Consider the following 16,979-nt stretch of genomic DNA (forward strand, 5'->3'; position numbering starts at 1 on the left):
CCGCCTCGGTGAGGCGGCCCTTGCCTTTTGTTGATTTCCCGCTTTGCGTCAGATGACGCTGAAATCAGCGTTCGTCAGTGCGAGACCGGCAGTCAATATGGCGAACTGGATGCCGACAGTCGCGCCGGTCCCGTCGGCGTCGTAGAACAACTTACCCGTATCGCTCTCGTAGATGATGCGGTCGCTGCTGTCTCCCGCCAGACCGGTCGTGTTGGCGCGGAAGGCGGCGGACGCCAGCGTTCCCGTCGTGGTCAGCGCGGTGAAGACCACATTATCCAGTTGCACCGTGTCGTCGGCGACCGAGAAGTCGGTGACAGTATCGACATTGCCGCTGGCGCTGAGCGTGGTGTTGAAACGGAAATTGTCCTTTCCGGCACCGCCGGTCAGCGTGTCCTTGCCGGAACCGCCGTTCAGCGTATCGTCGCCAGAGCCACCGCTCAGCGTGTCGTTGCCCGATGAGCCGGCAAGCGAATTGTTGGCCGAATTACCGGTGATGATGTTGCCGAGGCTATTGCCCGATCCGTTGATGGCGCTGCTGCCGGTGAGCGTCAGCCTTTCCACATCGCCGAACACCTTTGTCGTGTCGGCAAGGTTGAAGCTGATCGACGACTTCACCGTGTCGGTCCCCGCACCGCCGTCGGAATTCTCGTCGACGATATCGCCAGAATTGTCGACGACATAGGTATCGTTGCCGGTGCCGCCGCGCATGTCATCGGCGCCTGCCTTGCCGTCCAGCACGTCGTTGCCGCCGAGACCGCGAAAGCGATTGGCGGCGCTGTTGCCTGTGAACGTGTCGTCGGCGTCCGTGCCGCGAGCCCTTTCGATGCCCACCAGCGTATCCTGCCTGCCGAAACCGTCGACGGCCACGCCCGTCGTCAAGTTCACCGTAACGCCGTCGTTGCCGCCTCTGCTGAAGTCGCGGTCGTAGCGTACCTCGTCAAGACCGCCCTTGCCGTCGATCTTGTCGCGTCCACCCAATCCCATGAACTGCTCGTCAAGCGAGGAGCCGTTGAGCGTGTCGGCGAACTGCGTGCCGCGAAAACCTTCGAAGCCGGTGAAGGTTTCGCTGTTGCCCCACGGGTCGACCACCGTTCCCGCCGTGGCGTCCAGTACAATGCCGCGTATCGCCGTCTGATCACCATAGGTGGACCGGAAACTCAACTGGTCGAACCCTGCGCCGCCGTCACAGCTGTCTTTGCCGGCGCCGCCGTCGATAATGTCGTCGCCAGCGTTGCCTTTTAGCACATCGTTGCCGGCATGGCCGTAAATGTCGTCAGTTCCTGACGACCCGTTGATCGTATCGTTGCCCTTCATCAGCCATTGATTGAAACCCCAGGAATCGAACCCGTCATCGTACTGGTAAGCCTCAGACGAATCGTAAACATCGACCAGCGGCAGACTGAGACCCGTGATGGTCTGCTGAATCGTTGTGCCGTCCTCCCGGAACAACTGCAGGTCCGTCAGCGTGCCTGCCGTCGCCCAGCCGTCCGCATCAAGGGCGAAGCCCGTGCCGTTCAACCTGAGAACGAGGCCGTTCTGCAGCTCGAAGACTATTCCCGTCGCGGTCGGCGTGCCGACCAGCGTTGCGTTGTGGAGATCGAGAAGTTCTCCAAGAGATGGATTGTAATCCACGAAAGCCGGTAGATACGTTCCTCCCGGGAACGCCATTGTCACGGTTGCCATTTGACTTCCCCCTATTTGGCGGTTGCAAAATCAACCATCCGGCCGTTCAGACAGCCGCTGCCGTATGACAAATTCCCGGCGGCATCCGCGCTGGACAGACACACTGTCGGCAGGGCGGCCATGCGAGCCTCCCACCAGTTCCCCAATCGCCATTTAGTGGAGGTTACGGGTTTTTCGCGTTTTTTTCAAGCATCTCTACGACACCTGGAAACAGTAGTGCAGGATCAAGCCGATTTTATCTCCGAACCGACGCAAAGATGCTGCCGCCTTCTACCTGAGGTCGAAAATCTATTCTCGACAAATTTCCTGAGACAAGGGTAACAGTCGAGGATCGGCGCAATTGCTTATCCGGCCGCCGGCATCATCCCCAAACGGGATACTGCGCTATATGGCCCGGCTTGCCGCCTACAGGCCGATCCCCCGCGCCTTTAGCGCCGCCGCGATCTCGTCGAGGATCGCCGGGTCGTCGATGGTCGCCGGCATTGTCCACGGCTCGCAGTCGGCGATTTTCTGCATTGTGGCGCGAAGAATCTTGCCCGACCGCGTCTTCGGCAGGCGCTTGATCACCACCACAGTCTTCAGCGCCGCCACAGCGCCAATCCGGTCGCGCACCAGCGCCACGATCTCGCTTTCGATCTCCGCCGGGTCGCGGTTGGCGCCGGCGTTAAGCACGACGAACCCGCACGGCACCTGGCCCTTCATCGCGTCGGCGATGCCGATCACCGCGCATTCAGCGACGTTGGGGTGTTCCGCCAGCACCTCCTCCATGCCGCCGGTCGACAGGCGATGGCCGGCGACGTTGATGATGTCGTCGGTTCGCGCCATGATGAAGAGATAACCGTCTGCATCGACCAGCCCCGCGTCGGCGGTTTTATAGTGGCCAGGGAACTCAGCGAGATAGGCTTCGCGAAACCGCCGGTCGGCGTTCCAAAGCGTCCGCAGGCAGCCGGGCGGCAGGGGCAGTTTCAGCACCACATTGCCGAGCGTGCCGGCCGGCACCGGATGGCCGGCGTCGTCCAGCACGCGCACGTCGAATCCCGGCATCGGCACGCCCGGCGATCCGTGTTTCACCGGCAGCATGCCGAGCCCGACCGGGTTCTGGGTGATCGGGTGGCCGGTTTCCGTCTGCCACCAATGGTCGATCACCGGCACGCCCAGCATCCGTTCCGCCCACTCGAGCGTCGGCGGATCGGCGCGCTCGCCGGCGAGGAACAGCGTCCGGAATTTCGACAGGTCGTATTTCGGGACAAATGAGCCCAGCGGGTCCTGCCCCTTGATGGCGCGGAACGCGGTCGGCGCGGTGAAGAGTGTCACCACGCCGTGCTCCGCAATCACGCGCCAGAACGTGCCGGCATCCGGCGTGCCGACCGGCTTGCCCTCGAACAGAATTGTCGTACAGCCATGCAGCAGCGGCGCGTAGACGATGTAGGAATGCCCCACCACCCAGCCGACATCCGACGCCGCCCAGAACACCTCGCCCGGCTTGACGCCGAACTCGTTTTCCATCGACCATTTCAGCGCGACCATATGGCCGCCATTGTCGCGCACCACACCCTTCGGCTGACCGGTCGTGCCCGACGTGTAGAGAATGTACAGCGGGTCGGTGGCGGCGACCGGCACGCAGTCGACATTGGCGCCGGCGGCACGCTCGCACGCCACCTGGTCGGCGAAGTCGAGGTCGCGGCCCTCGACGAAATCACAGCGCTGATGGTCGCGCTGCAGGATCAGGCAGCGCCCGACCTTGTGGCGCGCCATGCCGATGGCTCCATCGAGCAGCGGCTTGTAGGCGACGGTGCGCCCCGGCTCCAGGCCGCAGGAGGCGGAGATGATGAGCTTCGGCGTCGCATCGTCGAAGCGGGTGGCAAGCTCGCGCGCGGCAAAACCGCCGAAGACGACGGAGTGGACGGCGCCCAGCCGCGCGCAGGCGAGCATGGCAAACACCGCTTCCGGCACCATCGGCATATAAATGATTACGCGGTCGCCTTTTTCGACGCCCTGGTTCTTCAGCACCGAGGCCAGCGCCACAACCTCGCGCTTCATTTCGGCATAGGTGAATTTCTGGGTCGTGCCCGTGATCGCGCTGTCATGGACCAGCCCAAGCTGGTCGGCGCGCCCTCGCTCGACATGGCGGTCGAGCGCGTTGAAGCAGGTGTTGCATTCCGCGCCTACGAACCAGCGGCCGTAGATGCCGGCTTCTGCGTCGAACACCTTGTCCCACGGCTTCGTCCAGTCGATATCGCGCGCCGCTTCGGCCCAGAACTTTTCCGGGTCGGTTTGCCAGGCCGCATAGACTTCGTGATAACGCGACGCCACCGGCGCTCCTCCCGCTCCGATCCTACGCGAAGCTTAGCCGCCCGTGCGCCTGTGCGTCCACCTGACTATTGGCGAAGGAAGCGTCTGGCCGCTGGCAGGAAGATTCTCGCTGACAGCGGATTGCGCTTTGACAGCACGATCCGCGCCTGCTCAATGGCATGATGTCGAAAGCGCTGTCGCTCGTCATCGTCGCCATGATGATCATCCAGCTCATCAAGCCGCTCGGCTTGCCGGGGCTGAGGCAGCGCCGCGATTTCTGGAAGCTCGCGGTTGCGGCGCTCGCCGCGATCTCGCTGACGATGATCCTCAGCCACGCGACGACATAGTCGTCAAGCCTTCTTCAGCACCTCGACGCCGGGCAGTGGCTTGCCTTCCATCCATTCGAGGAACGCGCCGCCAGCGGTCGACACATAGCTGAAATCATCCGCCACACCGGCATGATTGAGCGCGGCCACCGTGTCGCCGCCGCCGGCCACCGACACCAGTCCGCCGGCCCTGGTCTCGGCCGCGGCGGCCTTGGCGGCAGCCACGGTCGCGGTATCGAAAGGCGCGACCTCGAAAGCGCCCAGCGGCCCGTTCCAGACCAGTGTGTTGGCGCGGCCGATCCATTCGACGATCTTTTCAACCGTCTTCGGGCCGACGTCGAGGATCATGCCATCAGTCGGTATCTTTTCGATCGGCATCACCTCGTTCGCCGCGCCGGCCTTGAACTCCTTGGCCACCACGCCGTCCGACGGCAGGATGATGGCACAGCCGGCGGTGGCCGCGTCGATCATGATCTGCTTGGCGGTGTCGGCGAGATCGTGCTCGCAGAGCGATTTGCCGACATTGGTGCCGCGCGCCGCGAGAAAAGTGTTGGCCATGCCGCCGCCGATCACCAGCGCGTCGACCTTCTTCACCAGGTTGGTCAAGAGGTCGATCTTGGTCGACACTTTTGCACCGCCGACGATGGCGACGACCGGACGCTTTGGATTGCCGAGGCCGGCATGCAGCGCGTCGAGTTCGGCCTGCATAGTGCGGCCGGCATGGGCAGGCAGGTGGCGCGCCAGTCCCTCGGTCGAGGAATGGGCGCGATGCGCGGCGGAGAAGGCGTCGTTGACGAAAATGTCGCCGTTCTTCGCCAGCGCCTCGGTAAACGCCTTGTCGTTTTTCTCCTCGCCCTTGTGGAAGCGGGTGTTTTCCAGCAGCAGAATGTCGCCGTCCTTCATCGCCGAGACCGCCGCCGCGGCCTTGTCGCCAATGCAGTCGGCGCTGAAACCCACTTTGCGGCCAATAATCTCGCTGGTGGCGCGGGCGATGGGCTCCAGCGAGAATTCCGGCGTTGGACCGTCCTTCGGCCGACCGAAATGCGCCAGTAGAATAACCTTGGCTCCCTTGTCGGCAAGCTCGGTGATCGTCGGCGCGACGCGCTCGATGCGGGTGGCGTCGGTCACCTTGCCGCCGGCGACCGGCACGTTCAAATCAACGCGGACGAGCACGCGCTTACCCTTTGCGTCGCCGATGTCGTCGAGGGTCTTGAAGGCGGTCATCCAGCGTCTCCTAACTGATTTGGGCGGACATTATCGCGCCGCGCCGTCGATGCAAGGTGGCCTTTCAGCCGACAGTCGTGTCTTCCGGGGAGCGCGTTGCCGCAGGCGCCGGCGTCGTCGCAACTGCCGATCTGTCGAAGCGCCGGCGGAGATAGGCCTTGATCCGGTCGCGTATTTCCGCCGCGCCGAAGAAGGCGGGTATCGCCGGCGGCAGCGTCGGCTCCAGCGCCACGCCGACGCTCATGATCCGTCCCTTCTCGTCCACGTCGCGCACGATCAGTTCGATCGTCCCGAGGTTTACCCGGTCCGCATATTCGGCATGTCCACCGAGCCTCGCCACCATCAGCGCGCCGATGGTCAGGCCGCGTTCCGGCTCCGCAAGCGTCGCTTCGTAGGCCGCTTCGAGGTCGGTCGCTGGTCGCGCCGGATCGACGGCAAAGGCGCCGAAGAAATCCTCGTCCTCTGGGTCGACCTCGGTGCGGCTGGCGAACAGCCGGTCGAGCAGCCGCGGATAGCGGTCCGGCACGAAGATGTAGACATGGTCGCCGGCGACCAGCCGGCCCGCATCCTGGAATTTGATCGAGCGGCCCTCACGCACCACCAGCGACGGCCGCGCCCAGCGCGGGATGCGTTGGCCCCGCAGCACCGGGCTGCCGGCAACCACCGTGTAAGCGAGCAGTTCATGATGCGCCGAACCGGGAAGCTCCAGCTCAACCTTCTGCAGCGGCCCCAGCCGCGCCGGCACGATCAGGCCGAGCCACCGCGCCAGCGGCCCCACCGTCCAGCCCTGCACGACCAGCGACACCAGCACGACGATGAAGGCAGTGTTGAAGATCATTCTTCCATGCTCCAGTCCGCCAAGGATCGGCGTAATGGCGAGCAGGATCGACACCGCGCCGCGCAGGCCAACCCAGGAGATGAACGCCGTCTCCTGCCTGGGCATGCTGAACGGGATGAGGCAGAGCCACACCGCCAGCGGCCGTGCCACGAATATCAAGACAAGACCGAGCAGGACCCCCATAGGTAGGATCGGCAGGAACTGCGACGGCGTTGCGAACAGGCCGAGCACCAGGAACATGATGATCTGCGCCAGCCACGACATGCCGTCCTGGAATCGCTTCAGCACGGAGACGGCTCGGATGTCGGAATTGCCGGCGACCAGCCCCGCCAGATAGACGGCGAGGAAACCCGATCCGCCGATTGCGCCGGCCGCCGCGAAGATCATCAGCGACAGCGTCAGCACGAAGATCGGCAGCAGGCCACTGTCGAGGTTGAGCCGATCGACCAGGCGCACGATGCCGTAACCGCCGGCGAAGCCGATGAAGCCGCCGACGACCATGTGGGTGACGAAGCCGATCACCAGGTCGAGCAGGATGACGTCGGCGTCGGGATTGGCGCCGATCGCGATCACCTCGACCAAGGTGATGGTGAGGAAGATGGCGATCGGATCGTTGGTGCCGGACTCGATTTCGAGCGTGGCGCGCACTCGCTCGCGCAGATTGATGTTGCCCGCGCGCAGGAGGAAGAACACGGCGGCGGCATCGGTCGACGCGACCGCCGCCCCGAGAAGAAAGGATTCCAGCCAGGACAGGCTTGTCAGGTAGAAAGCCGCGATCCCGAACAGCAATGTCGTCAAGGCAACCCCAAGGGTAGCCAGGGTCAGTGCGGGCGCGGCCGCCTGGCGAAAGATCTTCAGTGGCGTACCGAAGCCGGAATCGAACAGGATGACGGCAAGCGCCAGTGAGCCGGCAAAATAAGCCAGTTGCGCGTTGTCGAATTCGATGCCGAGACCGTCGGTACCGCTGCCCAGCCCGATGGCCAAAAACAGCAGCAGCAGCGGAGCGCCAAAGCGGAAGGCGATCAGGCTCGAAAACGCGGCGGCGACCACAAGGGCCGCGCTGACCAGCGTTGCGAGATAGATTGCCTGATCCATGCCGATTTCGCTCCCTCATTCGCAAGATCGTCGATTCATGCAGAGTGCGGCGAAGACAAGGCGTTGGGCAACCGATTTGCGGCAAACGTACCGGCAAAACGAAAAACGCCCGGCCGAGGCCGGGCGCTCCGAATTTACGAATGCGTATCGGGAGTTAGGCGATCGTCTTGCCGAAGGTCGCGGTGACGTCGGCCATGCGGTTGGAGAAGCCCCATTCGTTGTCGTACCAGCCGAGGATGTTGACGAAATTGCCGTCCATCACCTTGGTCTGGTCGAGCAGGATGGTCGCCGAATGCGGATCGTGGTTGAGGTCGGACGACACCAGCGGATGGTTGGTGTAGGTCATGACGCCCTTCAGCTTGCCGTTGGAAGCCGCGATCAGCGCGTCGTTGACCTCTTGCACGGTGGTGTTGCGCTTGGCGACGAACTTCAGGTCGACCAGCGAGACGTTCGGGGTGGGCACGCGGATCGAGATGCCGTCCAGCTTGCCCTTAAGCTCCGGCAGCACGAGGCCGATTGCCTTGGCCGCCCCCGTCGAGGTCGGGATCTGCGAAAGTGCTGCGGCGCGGGCGCGGTAGAGATCCTTATGCATGGTGTCGAGCGTCGGCTGGTCGCCGGTGTAGGAATGGATGGTGGTCATCATTCCCTTCTCGATGCCTACCAACTCGTTCATGACCAGTGCCATCGGCGCCAGGCAGTTGGTGGTGCACGAGCCGTTCGAGATCACGACGTGATCCTTGCTGAGCTTATCGTGATTGATGCCGTAGACGACGGTCAGGTCGGCACCATCGGCCGGAGCCGAGACGATGACGCGCTTGGCGCCAGCGGTGAGATGCGCCGAGGCCTTGTCCTTGGAGGTGAAGATGCCGGTGCATTCGAGCGCGATGTCGACGCCGAGATCCTTCCAGGGAAGCTGTGCCGGATCCTTGATCGCGGTCACCTTGAACTTTTCGGAGCCGATGCCGATGGAATCGCCGTCGACCGTTACCTCATGCGGGAACCTGCCGTGCACGCTGTCGTAGCGCAGCAGATGCGCGTTGGTCTCGACCGGGCCGAGATCGTTGACGGCCACGACGTCGATGTCCTTGCGGCCGGACTCATAGATGGCGCGCACGATGTTGCGGCCGATGCGGCCGAATCCGTTGATGGCAACTCTGACGGTCATGAAATTCCTCCTGTCGCGGTAAAGGCGCGGCTACGCTTGGGAATGGTGCCGCCCGCTTCTTAGCGTCGGGCGGGCAAAGAATCCATATGCCGGAAGGGCGAATTTAAATCGATTAGCACCTGGTACAGCGCTTTATTCCGCCTGCCCGGCATGCGACATCGCGGCGCATGACGGGCGCCGCGAGCCAAAGGTGGAACGGAAGCCGCTACTTCTTGTGCAGACGCTTCTCGACCGCATCGACGGTCGCGCCGGCTGTGATGCCGAAATGCGGGTAGAGCTGCTCGATCGATCCGGACGCGCCAAAACCGTGCATGCCGATGAAGATGCCGTCGAGGCCGATGAAACGGTCCCAGCCGAGCCTTATGCCGGCCTCGATCGCCACTTTTACCTTGGCCTTGCCGATCAGCGCGGCCTTGTATTCCTCCGACTGTTCCTCGAACAGTTCGAAGCAAGGCACCGAGACGACCCGCGTCGGATGGCCGTGCTGCTGCAGCAGGGTGCGGGCAGCAACCGCGATCTCGACCTCGGAACCGGTGGCGAAGATCGTCACGGCCGTCTCGCCGTCGGCGGTGGCAAGCTCGTAGGCGCCCAGCCGGCACGGGTTCTCCTCGTTGAACTCGGTACGCAGCGCCGGCAGGTTCTGGCGGGTCAGCGCCAGCGTCGACGGGGTCTTCGTGCTCTCCAGCGCGATCTGCCAGCATTCGGCCGCCTCGGTGGCGTCGGCCGGACGCATGACCAGATGGTTGGGGATGGCCCGCAGCGCCGCAAGGTGCTCGACCGGCTGGTGGGTCGGGCCGTCCTCGCCGAGGCCGATGGAATCATGGGTCATCACGAAGATGGTGCGGATGCCCATCAGCGACGCCAGCCGCATCGATGGCCGCGCATAGTCGGAGAAACACATGAAGGTGCCGCCATAGGGGATGACGCCGCCATGCAGCGTCAGGCCGTTCATGGCCGCCGCCATACCATGCTCGCGGATGCCGTAGTGGACGTAACGGTTGCCGTAGTTCCCCGCCGAGATCGCGTTGGTCTGGCTGGTCTTGGTGTTGTTGGAGCCGGTCAGGTCGGCCGAGCCGCCGATGGTCTCGGGCACCACGCCGTTGATCACCTCCAGCGCCATCTCGCTCGACTTGCGGGTCGCGACCTTCGGCTTGTCGACGGCAAGCTTCTTCTTGTAGGCGGCGATCGCCTCGTCAAAGCCGACCGGCAGGTCGCCGCGCATGCGCCGCTCGAATTCGGCGCGCGTGTCGGCGCCGCTTCCGGCCAACCGCGCTTCCCAGTCCTTGCGGCTCTTCGCCGAGTTTAGGCCCGCCAGCCGCCAGGCGTCGAGGACGTCGGAAGGGACCTCGAAGGGCGCAAACTCCCAGCCCAGAGCCTTGCGGGTCGCGGCGATCTCGTCCTTACCAAGCGGCGACCCGTGGGCAGCCTTGGTGCCGGCCTTGGTCGGCGCGCCGAAACCGATGGTGGTCTTGCAAGCAATCAGGGTCGGACGGTCGGATTTCTGCGCCTGCTCGATGCAATTGGCAATGGCTTCCGGGTCGTGGCCGTCGCAGGCCAGCGTGTTCCAGCCGCTGGCGGCGAAACGCGCGCCCTGGTCGGTCGAATCGGCCAGCGACACCGCGCCGTCGATCGAGATGTTGTTGTGGTCCCAGAACACGGTCAGCTTGTTGAGCTTCAGATGGCCGGCCAGCGCCAGCGCCTCCTGGCTGATGCCCTCCATCAGGCAACCATCGCCGGCGATCACATAGGTGTGGTGGTCGACCAGCCCGTCACCGAACTGCGCATTGAGGATGCGCTCGGCCAGCGCCATGCCGACGCTGTTGCCGAAACCTTGCCCGAGCGGGCCGGTGGTGGTCTCGATGCCGGCGGCATGGCCGTATTCCGGATGGCCGGCGGTCTTGGAGCCGAGTTGGCGGAAATTCTTGATCTCGTCGATGGTGATGTCCTCGTAGCCGGTCAGATAGAGCAACGAGTAGAGCAGCATCGAACCGTGACCGGCGGACAGAATGAAGCGGTCGCGGTCGGGCCAATGGGGATTCTTCGGATCGTATTTCAGGAAGCGCGTGAACAGTACCGTGGCGATGTCGGCGCAACCCATCGGCAGGCCGGGATGCCCGGAATTCGCCTTCTCGACGGCATCCATGGACAGGAAGCGGATCGCATTGGCCATGCGGTCGTGCTTTTCGCGGCTCGTCATGCGGGATCTCCGAGAGCTTGGGGGGAATGGACTTTCCAAAAGCAATGGACACATGACCGTTGTCAAGTCGCTTTCAGCATGGCTGTTCTAGGCGCGCTGCTCGCGCTTGAGGAAGTCGACGAACGCACGCAGCGGGCCGGGCATGTGGCGGCGGCTGTGATAGTAGAGGAACGGCCCCGAGAACGGCGGCAGCCAGTCGTCCAGCACACGCTCCAGCGCGCCCGAGGCCAGTTCGGCGGCAATAAACCCTTCGAAGGTGCAGAGGATGCCCAACCCGTCGACGGCGGCCGCGATTTCCAGGTCGCCGTTGCTGGAGACCAGCGGCCCGTGCGGCACGACCTTGACCGCCTCGCCGTCGCGCTCGAATTCCCATGACAGCGCAGCGCCACTCGCAAAGCGGTGACGGATACAGGCATGATCGAGCAGGTCGCGCGGATGTGCGGGGCGGCCGTGCGCCGCGAAATAGGCCGGAGAGGCGGCGGCGACATAACGCTGCCGGCGCGGACCGATCGGCACGGCGATCATATCGCGCTCCAGCCGCTCGTCGTAACGCACGCCGGCGTCGAAGCCGGCCGCCAGCACATCGATGAACGTATCCTCCGCCATCACTTCCAGCACGATGTCCGGATGCTGGCGCAAAAAGCGCGTGACCAGTCGCGGCAGCACAATGCGCGCCACCACCGTCGGCACGTTGAGCCTGAGCGTGCCGATCGGGCTGTCGCGAAAACTGTTGACGGCATCGACCGCCGCGCCGACCTCGCCCAGCGCCGGCGCAAGCCGCTCCAGCAGCCGGTTGCCGGCCTCGGTCAGCGTCACGCTGCGGGTCGTGCGCTGTATGAGGCGCACGCCGAGGTTTTTTTCCAGCCGGCGCAACGCTTCGCTCAGCGACGACGCCGACACGCCCCGCGTGATCGCCGCGGCGCGAAATCCGCCGGCGCGCGCCACGGCGGCAAAGGCATCGAGATCGGCAAGGTCGGGCATCGCCATTGTTCGTTCATCCGCACAAACTGTTCCGCATTGCCCGGATTATCGCACGAAACGACAGGGCGCATATAGAGTCGACAGCACCTGCGATCGAAAGGAAAACCGCAATGCAAAAGCGTCCATTGGGCAAGACAGGCCCGCTCGTCTCCGCTCTCGGCCTCGGCTGCATGGGCATGTCCGATCTCTACGGACCGTCCGACCGCGCCGAAAGCATCGCCACGATCCACGCCGCGCTCGAAGCCGGCATCAACCTGCTCGACACCGGCGATTTTTACGGCATAGGCCACAACGAGATGCTGATTGCAGAGGCGCTGGCCGGCGGCAAGCGCGACGAAGCCGTCATCAGCGTGAAATTCGGCGGCATGCGCGATCCCGCCGGCAATTTCATCGGCTTCGACACCCGTCCCGTGGCGATCAAGAATTTTGCCGCCTATTCGCTGAAGCGGCTGGGCGTCGACCACATCGACATTTACCGGCCGGCGCGCCTGGACCCGAACGTGCCGATCGAAGACACGGTCGGCGCCATCGCCGACCTGATCAAGGCCGGCTATGTCGGTCACATCGGCCTCTCCGAAGTCGGCTCCGAGACGATCCGGCGCGCCGCCGCGATGCATCCCATCGTCGACCTGCAGATCGAATATTCGCTGATCTCGCGCGGCATCGAGACCGGCATCTTGCAGACCTGCCGTGAACTCGGCATCGGCATCACCGCCTATGGCGTGCTGTCGCGAGGCCTGATCAGCGGCCACTGGAGCAAGGACCGCAAGGTCGAACGCGATTTTCGTGCCCACAGCCCGCGCTTCCAGGGCGACAACCTCGACCGGAACCTGGCCCTGGTGGAGGCGTTGCGCAGGGTCGCCGAGGCGAAGGGCGTGTCGGTTGCCCAGATCGCCATCGCCTGGGTCGCCGCGCAGGGCGACGACATCGTGCCGCTGGTCGGCGCCCGCCGTCGCGACCGGCTAGCGGAAGCGCTGGGCGCGCTGGCGGTGACGTTGACCGCGGCCGATCTCGCGGCAATCGAGCAAGCCGTACCAAAAGACGCCGCTGCCGGCGAACGTTATGCTTCGGCACAGATGGCCATGCTCGACAGCGAAAGGGCCTGAACGCCCGTCGCCGCACCCCTGATTAGAAAATTCCGGCGCCCTCGCCACCTATTGGCGTGGGTGCCGGCATTGCTGCGCCGGTTAAGCAGGGGATAGGTCAGCCGGCGTGTTGACTGGCAATTGACACGGTGCCTAATCTTTCCCGGGTAAACTGTTATTATCCGTCAATGATTCGGGGATTGGCGGAATTTCGACGGGTGCCATGACCGGGGAAACGACGCTACGGGAAGTCATCATCCGCCTGGGCAAGGCGATGGACTTGCTCGAACATGCGGCGGCCGGGCGGCTCGAAAGCGAACAGGACTATTCCGAAGCCGAGGCCGAAGTGCAGCGCATGAACGCCGACCGCAGCCGGCTGGCGCAGGAACTCGACCTCTCCGAAGCGCGCGCCGAGCGGCTGGAGGAAGCCAACAAGGAAGTGTCCCGGCGTCTGGTGACCGCGATGGAGACCATCCGCGCGGTTCTCGACAGGTAGGTTCCCATGGCCCAGGTGACGGTCTCGATCGACGGCAAGACCTATCGGATGGCTTGCGACGAAGGCCAGGAAGAACATCTTCTCGACCTTGCCCAGCGCTTCGACCGCTACGTCTCGCATCTCAAGGATTCCTTCGGCGAGATCGGCGACCAGCGGCTGACCGTCATGTCCGGCATCATGGTCATGGACGAACTGACCGAGTTGCAGAAGCGCGTGAAAGGCATGGAGAGCGAGATCATGACGCTCCGCAAGACCCGCGACGACGCGCTGATGAAGGCCGACAAGAACGACGCCGCGCTGACCGGCGCGCTGGCCGGCCTCGCCCAGCGCATGGAGACCCTGGCGGGCCGGCTCGCCGTCAAGAAGGACTGAGCGTTTTCGGCCTGTCCTCCCCGCACTTCGCGCTCGACGCCATTCCTACATTCTGCAACACTTTAGCCCGACCGGCGTGGATGCCGCGTCCATGTGGTGAGCGGGGTGGATATGCGGCGACTGCTTCTCATGGCGGCCTTGATGCTGGCGGGACTCCTTGCTCCAACTCTTGCCCAGGCCGAGGAAATCCCTGTCCCGACGCAAGCCCAATGGGCGGACGCCAAGAAGACGGTGAAACTCGCCAACGGGCGGACGCTGACCTATGTCGAGATGGGCAGCACGGATGGTGCGCCAACGCTGCTGCTGCATGGCTACACCAACAACAGCCGTAGCTGGTCGCTGGTCGCGCCATTCCTGAAACATCGGCATCTGTTCGCCATCGATCTGCGCGGGCACGGCAAGTCCGATGCGCCGCCCTGCTGCTACGCCTATACGGACCTTGCCGACGACGCTTCCCAGTTCCTCGACGCAGTGGGCATCGCCAAGGCCGACGTGATCGGCCATTCGCTGGGATCGCTGGCAGGCCAGTTGCTCGCGGCCCAGCATCCGGAAAAGGTCGGCAAGCTGGTGCTGGTCTCCTCGACCACGGCGATCGGCAGCGGGCCGGGTTCCTGGCTGTGGGACAACGTCACCCAGCTCAAGGCGCCGATCGACCCGAACAGCCAGTTCATGAAGGACTGGTATGCCAACCCCAACCCGGTCGACGAGGATTTTCTCACGCGCGAGCGGACGGAAAGCGCCGCAACGCCTATCCATGTCTGGACCGGCGTGTTGTGGGGTGCGGCCATTGGCGACCTGACGCTTATCGCCTCGCAGGTAAAGGCGCCGGTGCTGGTGCTTTGGGGCGAGAAGGACGGGCTGTTCGACCTGCCGCACCAGGAGAAGCTGGAAAAGGCCTATCCGGACGCGCGCTTCGAGGTGTTTGCCGGTGCTGGCCACAACATGTTCTGGGAGTTTCCCAGGGACGCTGCGACCATTATCAAGGATTTTCTGAACCAGAAGGACGAGCCTCCGCTTCCGGACCAGCCGGCGCCGGCGCAATAGGCGCGGTTTGCTCGCCTACCGGCTGGCGATCAGCGCACCGGTGCCGATCATGGCACTGCCGGCAACGCGGTTCATCCAGCGCAGCCGCGCGCCGGTGCGGAACCAGGCGGAGGATTTGCCAGCCAGCACCGAATAGGTGCTCATGGTCAGCACATTGACGCTGAACACCACCGCCATGATGAGCAAGGCGTCGATCATCGTGAGCGTCCGGAGGTCGAGGATCAGCGGCATCAGGCTGGCGTGGAACAGGATCGCCTTCGGATTGGAGAGCGCCAGCGTAAGCCCGAGCAGGAACGGACGTCCGCCGCCGCCGGCCGGCTGCGCCGTGTCCGTCTCGATGGTGCCGGCCGAGCGCCACATCATGATACCCAGCCAGATCAGGTAGGCCGCGCCGGCATATTTCGCGACGAGGAACACCACGGAAAACGCCTGAGCCAACGCGATCAGGCCGAGCATCGCGATGGTAACCAGCGTCATGTCGCCCAGCGCCACCCCGAGCCCGACCATGATGCCGCGCCGCGTGCCGCGCGAGATGCCTGTGGCGATCACCGCCAGCATCGACGGTCCGGGCGTGGCGGCGGCGACGAAATGCGCCGCGCAATAGGCGAAAAACACGGTCAGTGTCATGGCGGTCCTCCTTGTCGGAGGGCCACGCTATGCCAGCCGCGGCGCATCGTCAGCGGCGGCATTGTGACGGGGACAAGAAATGCGGCAGCCATTCGGACGTGCGGCGACGTGGACTACGCTCGGGCGGGTTGGGCGGCGGTCGGGTGCACCGGAGTCCGCCTAGGGCGTGTCGAGATCACTGCGAGTGAATGAAGGCAGGCGACACGGGTCGGTTTGGGGGAAGGCTGCCGGCAACGCAGCAGTCGGTCTCCTCTTGCGTACCGCCTATCCGTGCGCTACATACTGAACCAAATGGTTCAGTATTCAACAGCCCGCCTCGATGCCTCGTTCGCCGCGCTCTCGGACGCCACCCGACGTGGCGTCCTGGAGCAGCTCGGACGTTCAGACGCTTCGATCACGGAGCTTGCCGAAAAATTCCACATGACCCTCACGGGCATGAAGAAGCACGTCGGCGTCCTGGAGCAGGCGGGGCTTGTTACCACTGAAAAGGTCGGCCGGGTGCGGACCTGCAAGCTCGGCCTACTCGGACTGGAGGAGGAGGCGGCATGGATCGAGAGGCACCACCAGCTCTGGGATGCACGCTTCGACGCGTTGGACAAAATTGTTGAGGAATTGAAACGGAAGGAGAAACTCGATGGACGATAGAAGAGAGAGTGAGCCCATGAAGAACCGCACGACGGTGGAACGGAAGTCCGAGCGTGAGCTGGTCGTCACGCGGACCTTCGACGGCCCGACGCGCATCGTGTTCGAAGCGTGGACCAGACCCGAGCTGTTCAGGCAGTGGTGGGTGCCAAAGTCGATGGGCATGCTCCTGCGTTCCTGCGAGATGGATGTTCGTGTCGGGGGCGGGTACCGTTTGGTGTTCGGCCAGGATGCCGCAACGGCCATGGCATTCTTCGGCAAGTACCTTGAAGTGATACCGAACGCACGCCTCGTCTGGACGAATGAGGAAAGTGACGACGCTGCCGTGACCACGGTGACCTTCGAGGAAAAAGGAGGCAAGACGCTGCTGGTCCTGCGCGAACTCTACCCCTCGAAGCAAGCTCTCGACGCTGCCGGCACCGGGGCGGCGGATGCGATGCCCGAGCAGTTCGAGCAACTGGACGAGCTTCTCGTCACGCTCGGCGCGAGCGCGGGACGATCATGAAGTCGCCGACCTCGCGGCCGGCTGCCTGGCTCTGCGCCGTTCCCGGTCCCTGAGCTACCGGCAGCGAAGTCGAAAGCCATTCGGAGCGCCCGAATCTCAACTTTGGCGCTCCGCCTTGCCGCGCGTCGCCTCCGGTGCTATTGGCCCGCGGCCAACCGGAGGGAGGCTACAATGCGCAAGACCCGCACTTTCGACGACCAGCCCTGCTTTTGAGGTCACCTCGAAGCGCCGTAAATCCTATCCATCGGAAACCCACGTGAAACGTGGGCATCGCTTCGTCCATGACGGCGTCGAGCTGATCGAAAAGCTTGGCCGCAACGATCCCTGCCCATGCGGCTCCGGGAGGTTGTTTCAAGAAATGCTGCCTGAAGAGCGGGCGGTATGACGGCGCGTTGCGTGCCCATTAC

16 protein-coding genes are annotated in these 16,979 nt (G+C 64.1%); 8 read left to right on the plus strand and 8 right to left on the minus strand.

What is annotated here, in order from left to right; all coding sequences use genetic code 11:
• Positions 1-48: 48 nt before the first annotated feature.
• Complete coding sequence (locus tag ACH196_RS00660; protein ID WP_396644039.1) at positions 49-1,683, minus strand: calcium-binding protein; 1,635 nt, start codon at positions 1,681-1,683, stop codon at positions 49-51.
• 405 nt (positions 1,684-2,088) lie between these two features.
• Positions 2,089-3,996, minus strand: a complete 1,908-nt coding sequence (locus ACH196_RS00665; protein ID WP_396644041.1) for a propionyl-CoA synthetase — start codon at positions 3,994-3,996, stop codon at positions 2,089-2,091.
• Between the two features lie 161 nt (positions 3,997-4,157).
• Between ACH196_RS00665 and ACH196_RS00670 the strand changes: the two genes are divergently transcribed.
• Positions 4,158-4,322, plus strand: coding sequence for a hypothetical protein (locus ACH196_RS00670; protein ID WP_396644042.1), 165 nt, complete (start codon positions 4,158-4,160; stop codon positions 4,320-4,322).
• Between the two features lie 3 nt (positions 4,323-4,325).
• Here ACH196_RS00670 and ACH196_RS00675 read toward each other — a convergent pair whose 3' ends face one another.
• The 5 genes from ACH196_RS00675 to ACH196_RS00695 all read right to left on the minus strand — a co-directional run bounded on the left by ACH196_RS00675 (position 4,326) and on the right by ACH196_RS00695 (position 11,807).
• Positions 4,326-5,525 carry a phosphoglycerate kinase gene (locus tag ACH196_RS00675; RefSeq protein ID WP_396644044.1) on the minus strand — a complete coding sequence of 400 codons (1,200 nt, stop codon included), beginning with the start codon at positions 5,523-5,525 and terminating at the stop codon, positions 4,326-4,328.
• A gap of 64 nt (positions 5,526-5,589) precedes the next feature.
• A complete protein-coding gene (locus ACH196_RS00680) occupies positions 5,590-7,458 on the minus strand; it encodes a potassium/proton antiporter (RefSeq protein WP_396644046.1) in 1,869 nt (622 codons plus the stop codon).
• A gap of 154 nt (positions 7,459-7,612) precedes the next feature.
• On the minus strand, positions 7,613-8,623 hold the full coding sequence (gene gap, locus ACH196_RS00685) for a type I glyceraldehyde-3-phosphate dehydrogenase (RefSeq protein ID WP_396644047.1): 1,011 nt from the start codon (positions 8,621-8,623) through the stop codon (positions 7,613-7,615).
• 205 nt (positions 8,624-8,828) lie between these two features.
• Positions 8,829-10,820, minus strand: a complete 1,992-nt coding sequence (tkt, locus tag ACH196_RS00690; protein ID WP_396644048.1) for a transketolase — start codon at positions 10,818-10,820, stop codon at positions 8,829-8,831.
• 87 nt (positions 10,821-10,907) lie between these two features.
• Positions 10,908-11,807, minus strand: coding sequence for a LysR substrate-binding domain-containing protein (locus tag ACH196_RS00695; protein WP_396644050.1), 900 nt, complete (start codon positions 11,805-11,807; stop codon positions 10,908-10,910).
• 104 nt (positions 11,808-11,911) lie between these two features.
• Between ACH196_RS00695 and ACH196_RS00700 the strand changes: the two genes are divergently transcribed.
• The 4 genes from ACH196_RS00700 (at position 11,912) to ACH196_RS00715 (ending at position 14,798) form a co-directional block, all read left to right on the plus strand.
• A complete protein-coding gene (locus ACH196_RS00700) occupies positions 11,912-12,907 on the plus strand; it encodes an aldo/keto reductase (RefSeq protein WP_396644052.1) in 996 nt (331 codons plus the stop codon).
• Between the two features lie 202 nt (positions 12,908-13,109).
• Positions 13,110-13,382 (plus strand): DUF4164 domain-containing protein, encoded by a 273-nt coding sequence (locus tag ACH196_RS00705; RefSeq protein ID WP_396644054.1) that lies wholly within the window; start codon positions 13,110-13,112, stop codon positions 13,380-13,382.
• A 6-nt stretch (positions 13,383-13,388) separates the two neighbouring features.
• Positions 13,389-13,754, plus strand: coding sequence for a cell division protein ZapA (locus tag ACH196_RS00710; protein WP_396644056.1), 366 nt, complete (start codon positions 13,389-13,391; stop codon positions 13,752-13,754).
• A gap of 141 nt (positions 13,755-13,895) precedes the next feature.
• Complete coding sequence (locus ACH196_RS00715; protein WP_396644058.1) at positions 13,896-14,798, plus strand: alpha/beta fold hydrolase; 903 nt, start codon at positions 13,896-13,898, stop codon at positions 14,796-14,798.
• 15 nt (positions 14,799-14,813) lie between these two features.
• Here the strand turns inward: ACH196_RS00715 and ACH196_RS00720 are convergent, their stop codons facing one another.
• Complete coding sequence (locus tag ACH196_RS00720; protein ID WP_396644060.1) at positions 14,814-15,425, minus strand: LysE family translocator; 612 nt, start codon at positions 15,423-15,425, stop codon at positions 14,814-14,816.
• A gap of 291 nt (positions 15,426-15,716) precedes the next feature.
• Between ACH196_RS00720 and ACH196_RS00725 the strand changes: the two genes are divergently transcribed.
• From ACH196_RS00725 to ACH196_RS00735, 3 genes are read left to right on the plus strand one after another with little or no spacing between them, the layout of a single operon-like run.
• The gene (locus tag ACH196_RS00725) at positions 15,717-16,070 is read left to right on the plus strand and encodes an ArsR/SmtB family transcription factor (protein WP_396644430.1); all 354 of its coding nucleotides are present in this window, start codon (positions 15,717-15,719) and stop codon (positions 16,068-16,070) included.
• 16 nt (positions 16,071-16,086) lie between these two features.
• A complete protein-coding gene (locus ACH196_RS00730; RefSeq protein ID WP_396644062.1) occupies positions 16,087-16,572 on the plus strand; it encodes an SRPBCC family protein in 486 nt (161 codons plus the stop codon).
• Entirely contained in the window at positions 16,499-16,957 is a 459-nt protein-coding gene (locus ACH196_RS00735; RefSeq protein WP_396644064.1) for an SEC-C metal-binding domain-containing protein, read from the plus strand. Before ACH196_RS00730 ends, ACH196_RS00735 begins: the two co-directional genes overlap by 74 nt.
• The last annotated feature ends 22 nt before the right edge of the window (positions 16,958-16,979 follow it).

This window comes from Mesorhizobium sp. IMUNJ 23232, from assembly GCF_044326205.1.
Lineage (GTDB): Bacteria > Pseudomonadota > Alphaproteobacteria > Rhizobiales > Rhizobiaceae > Kumtagia.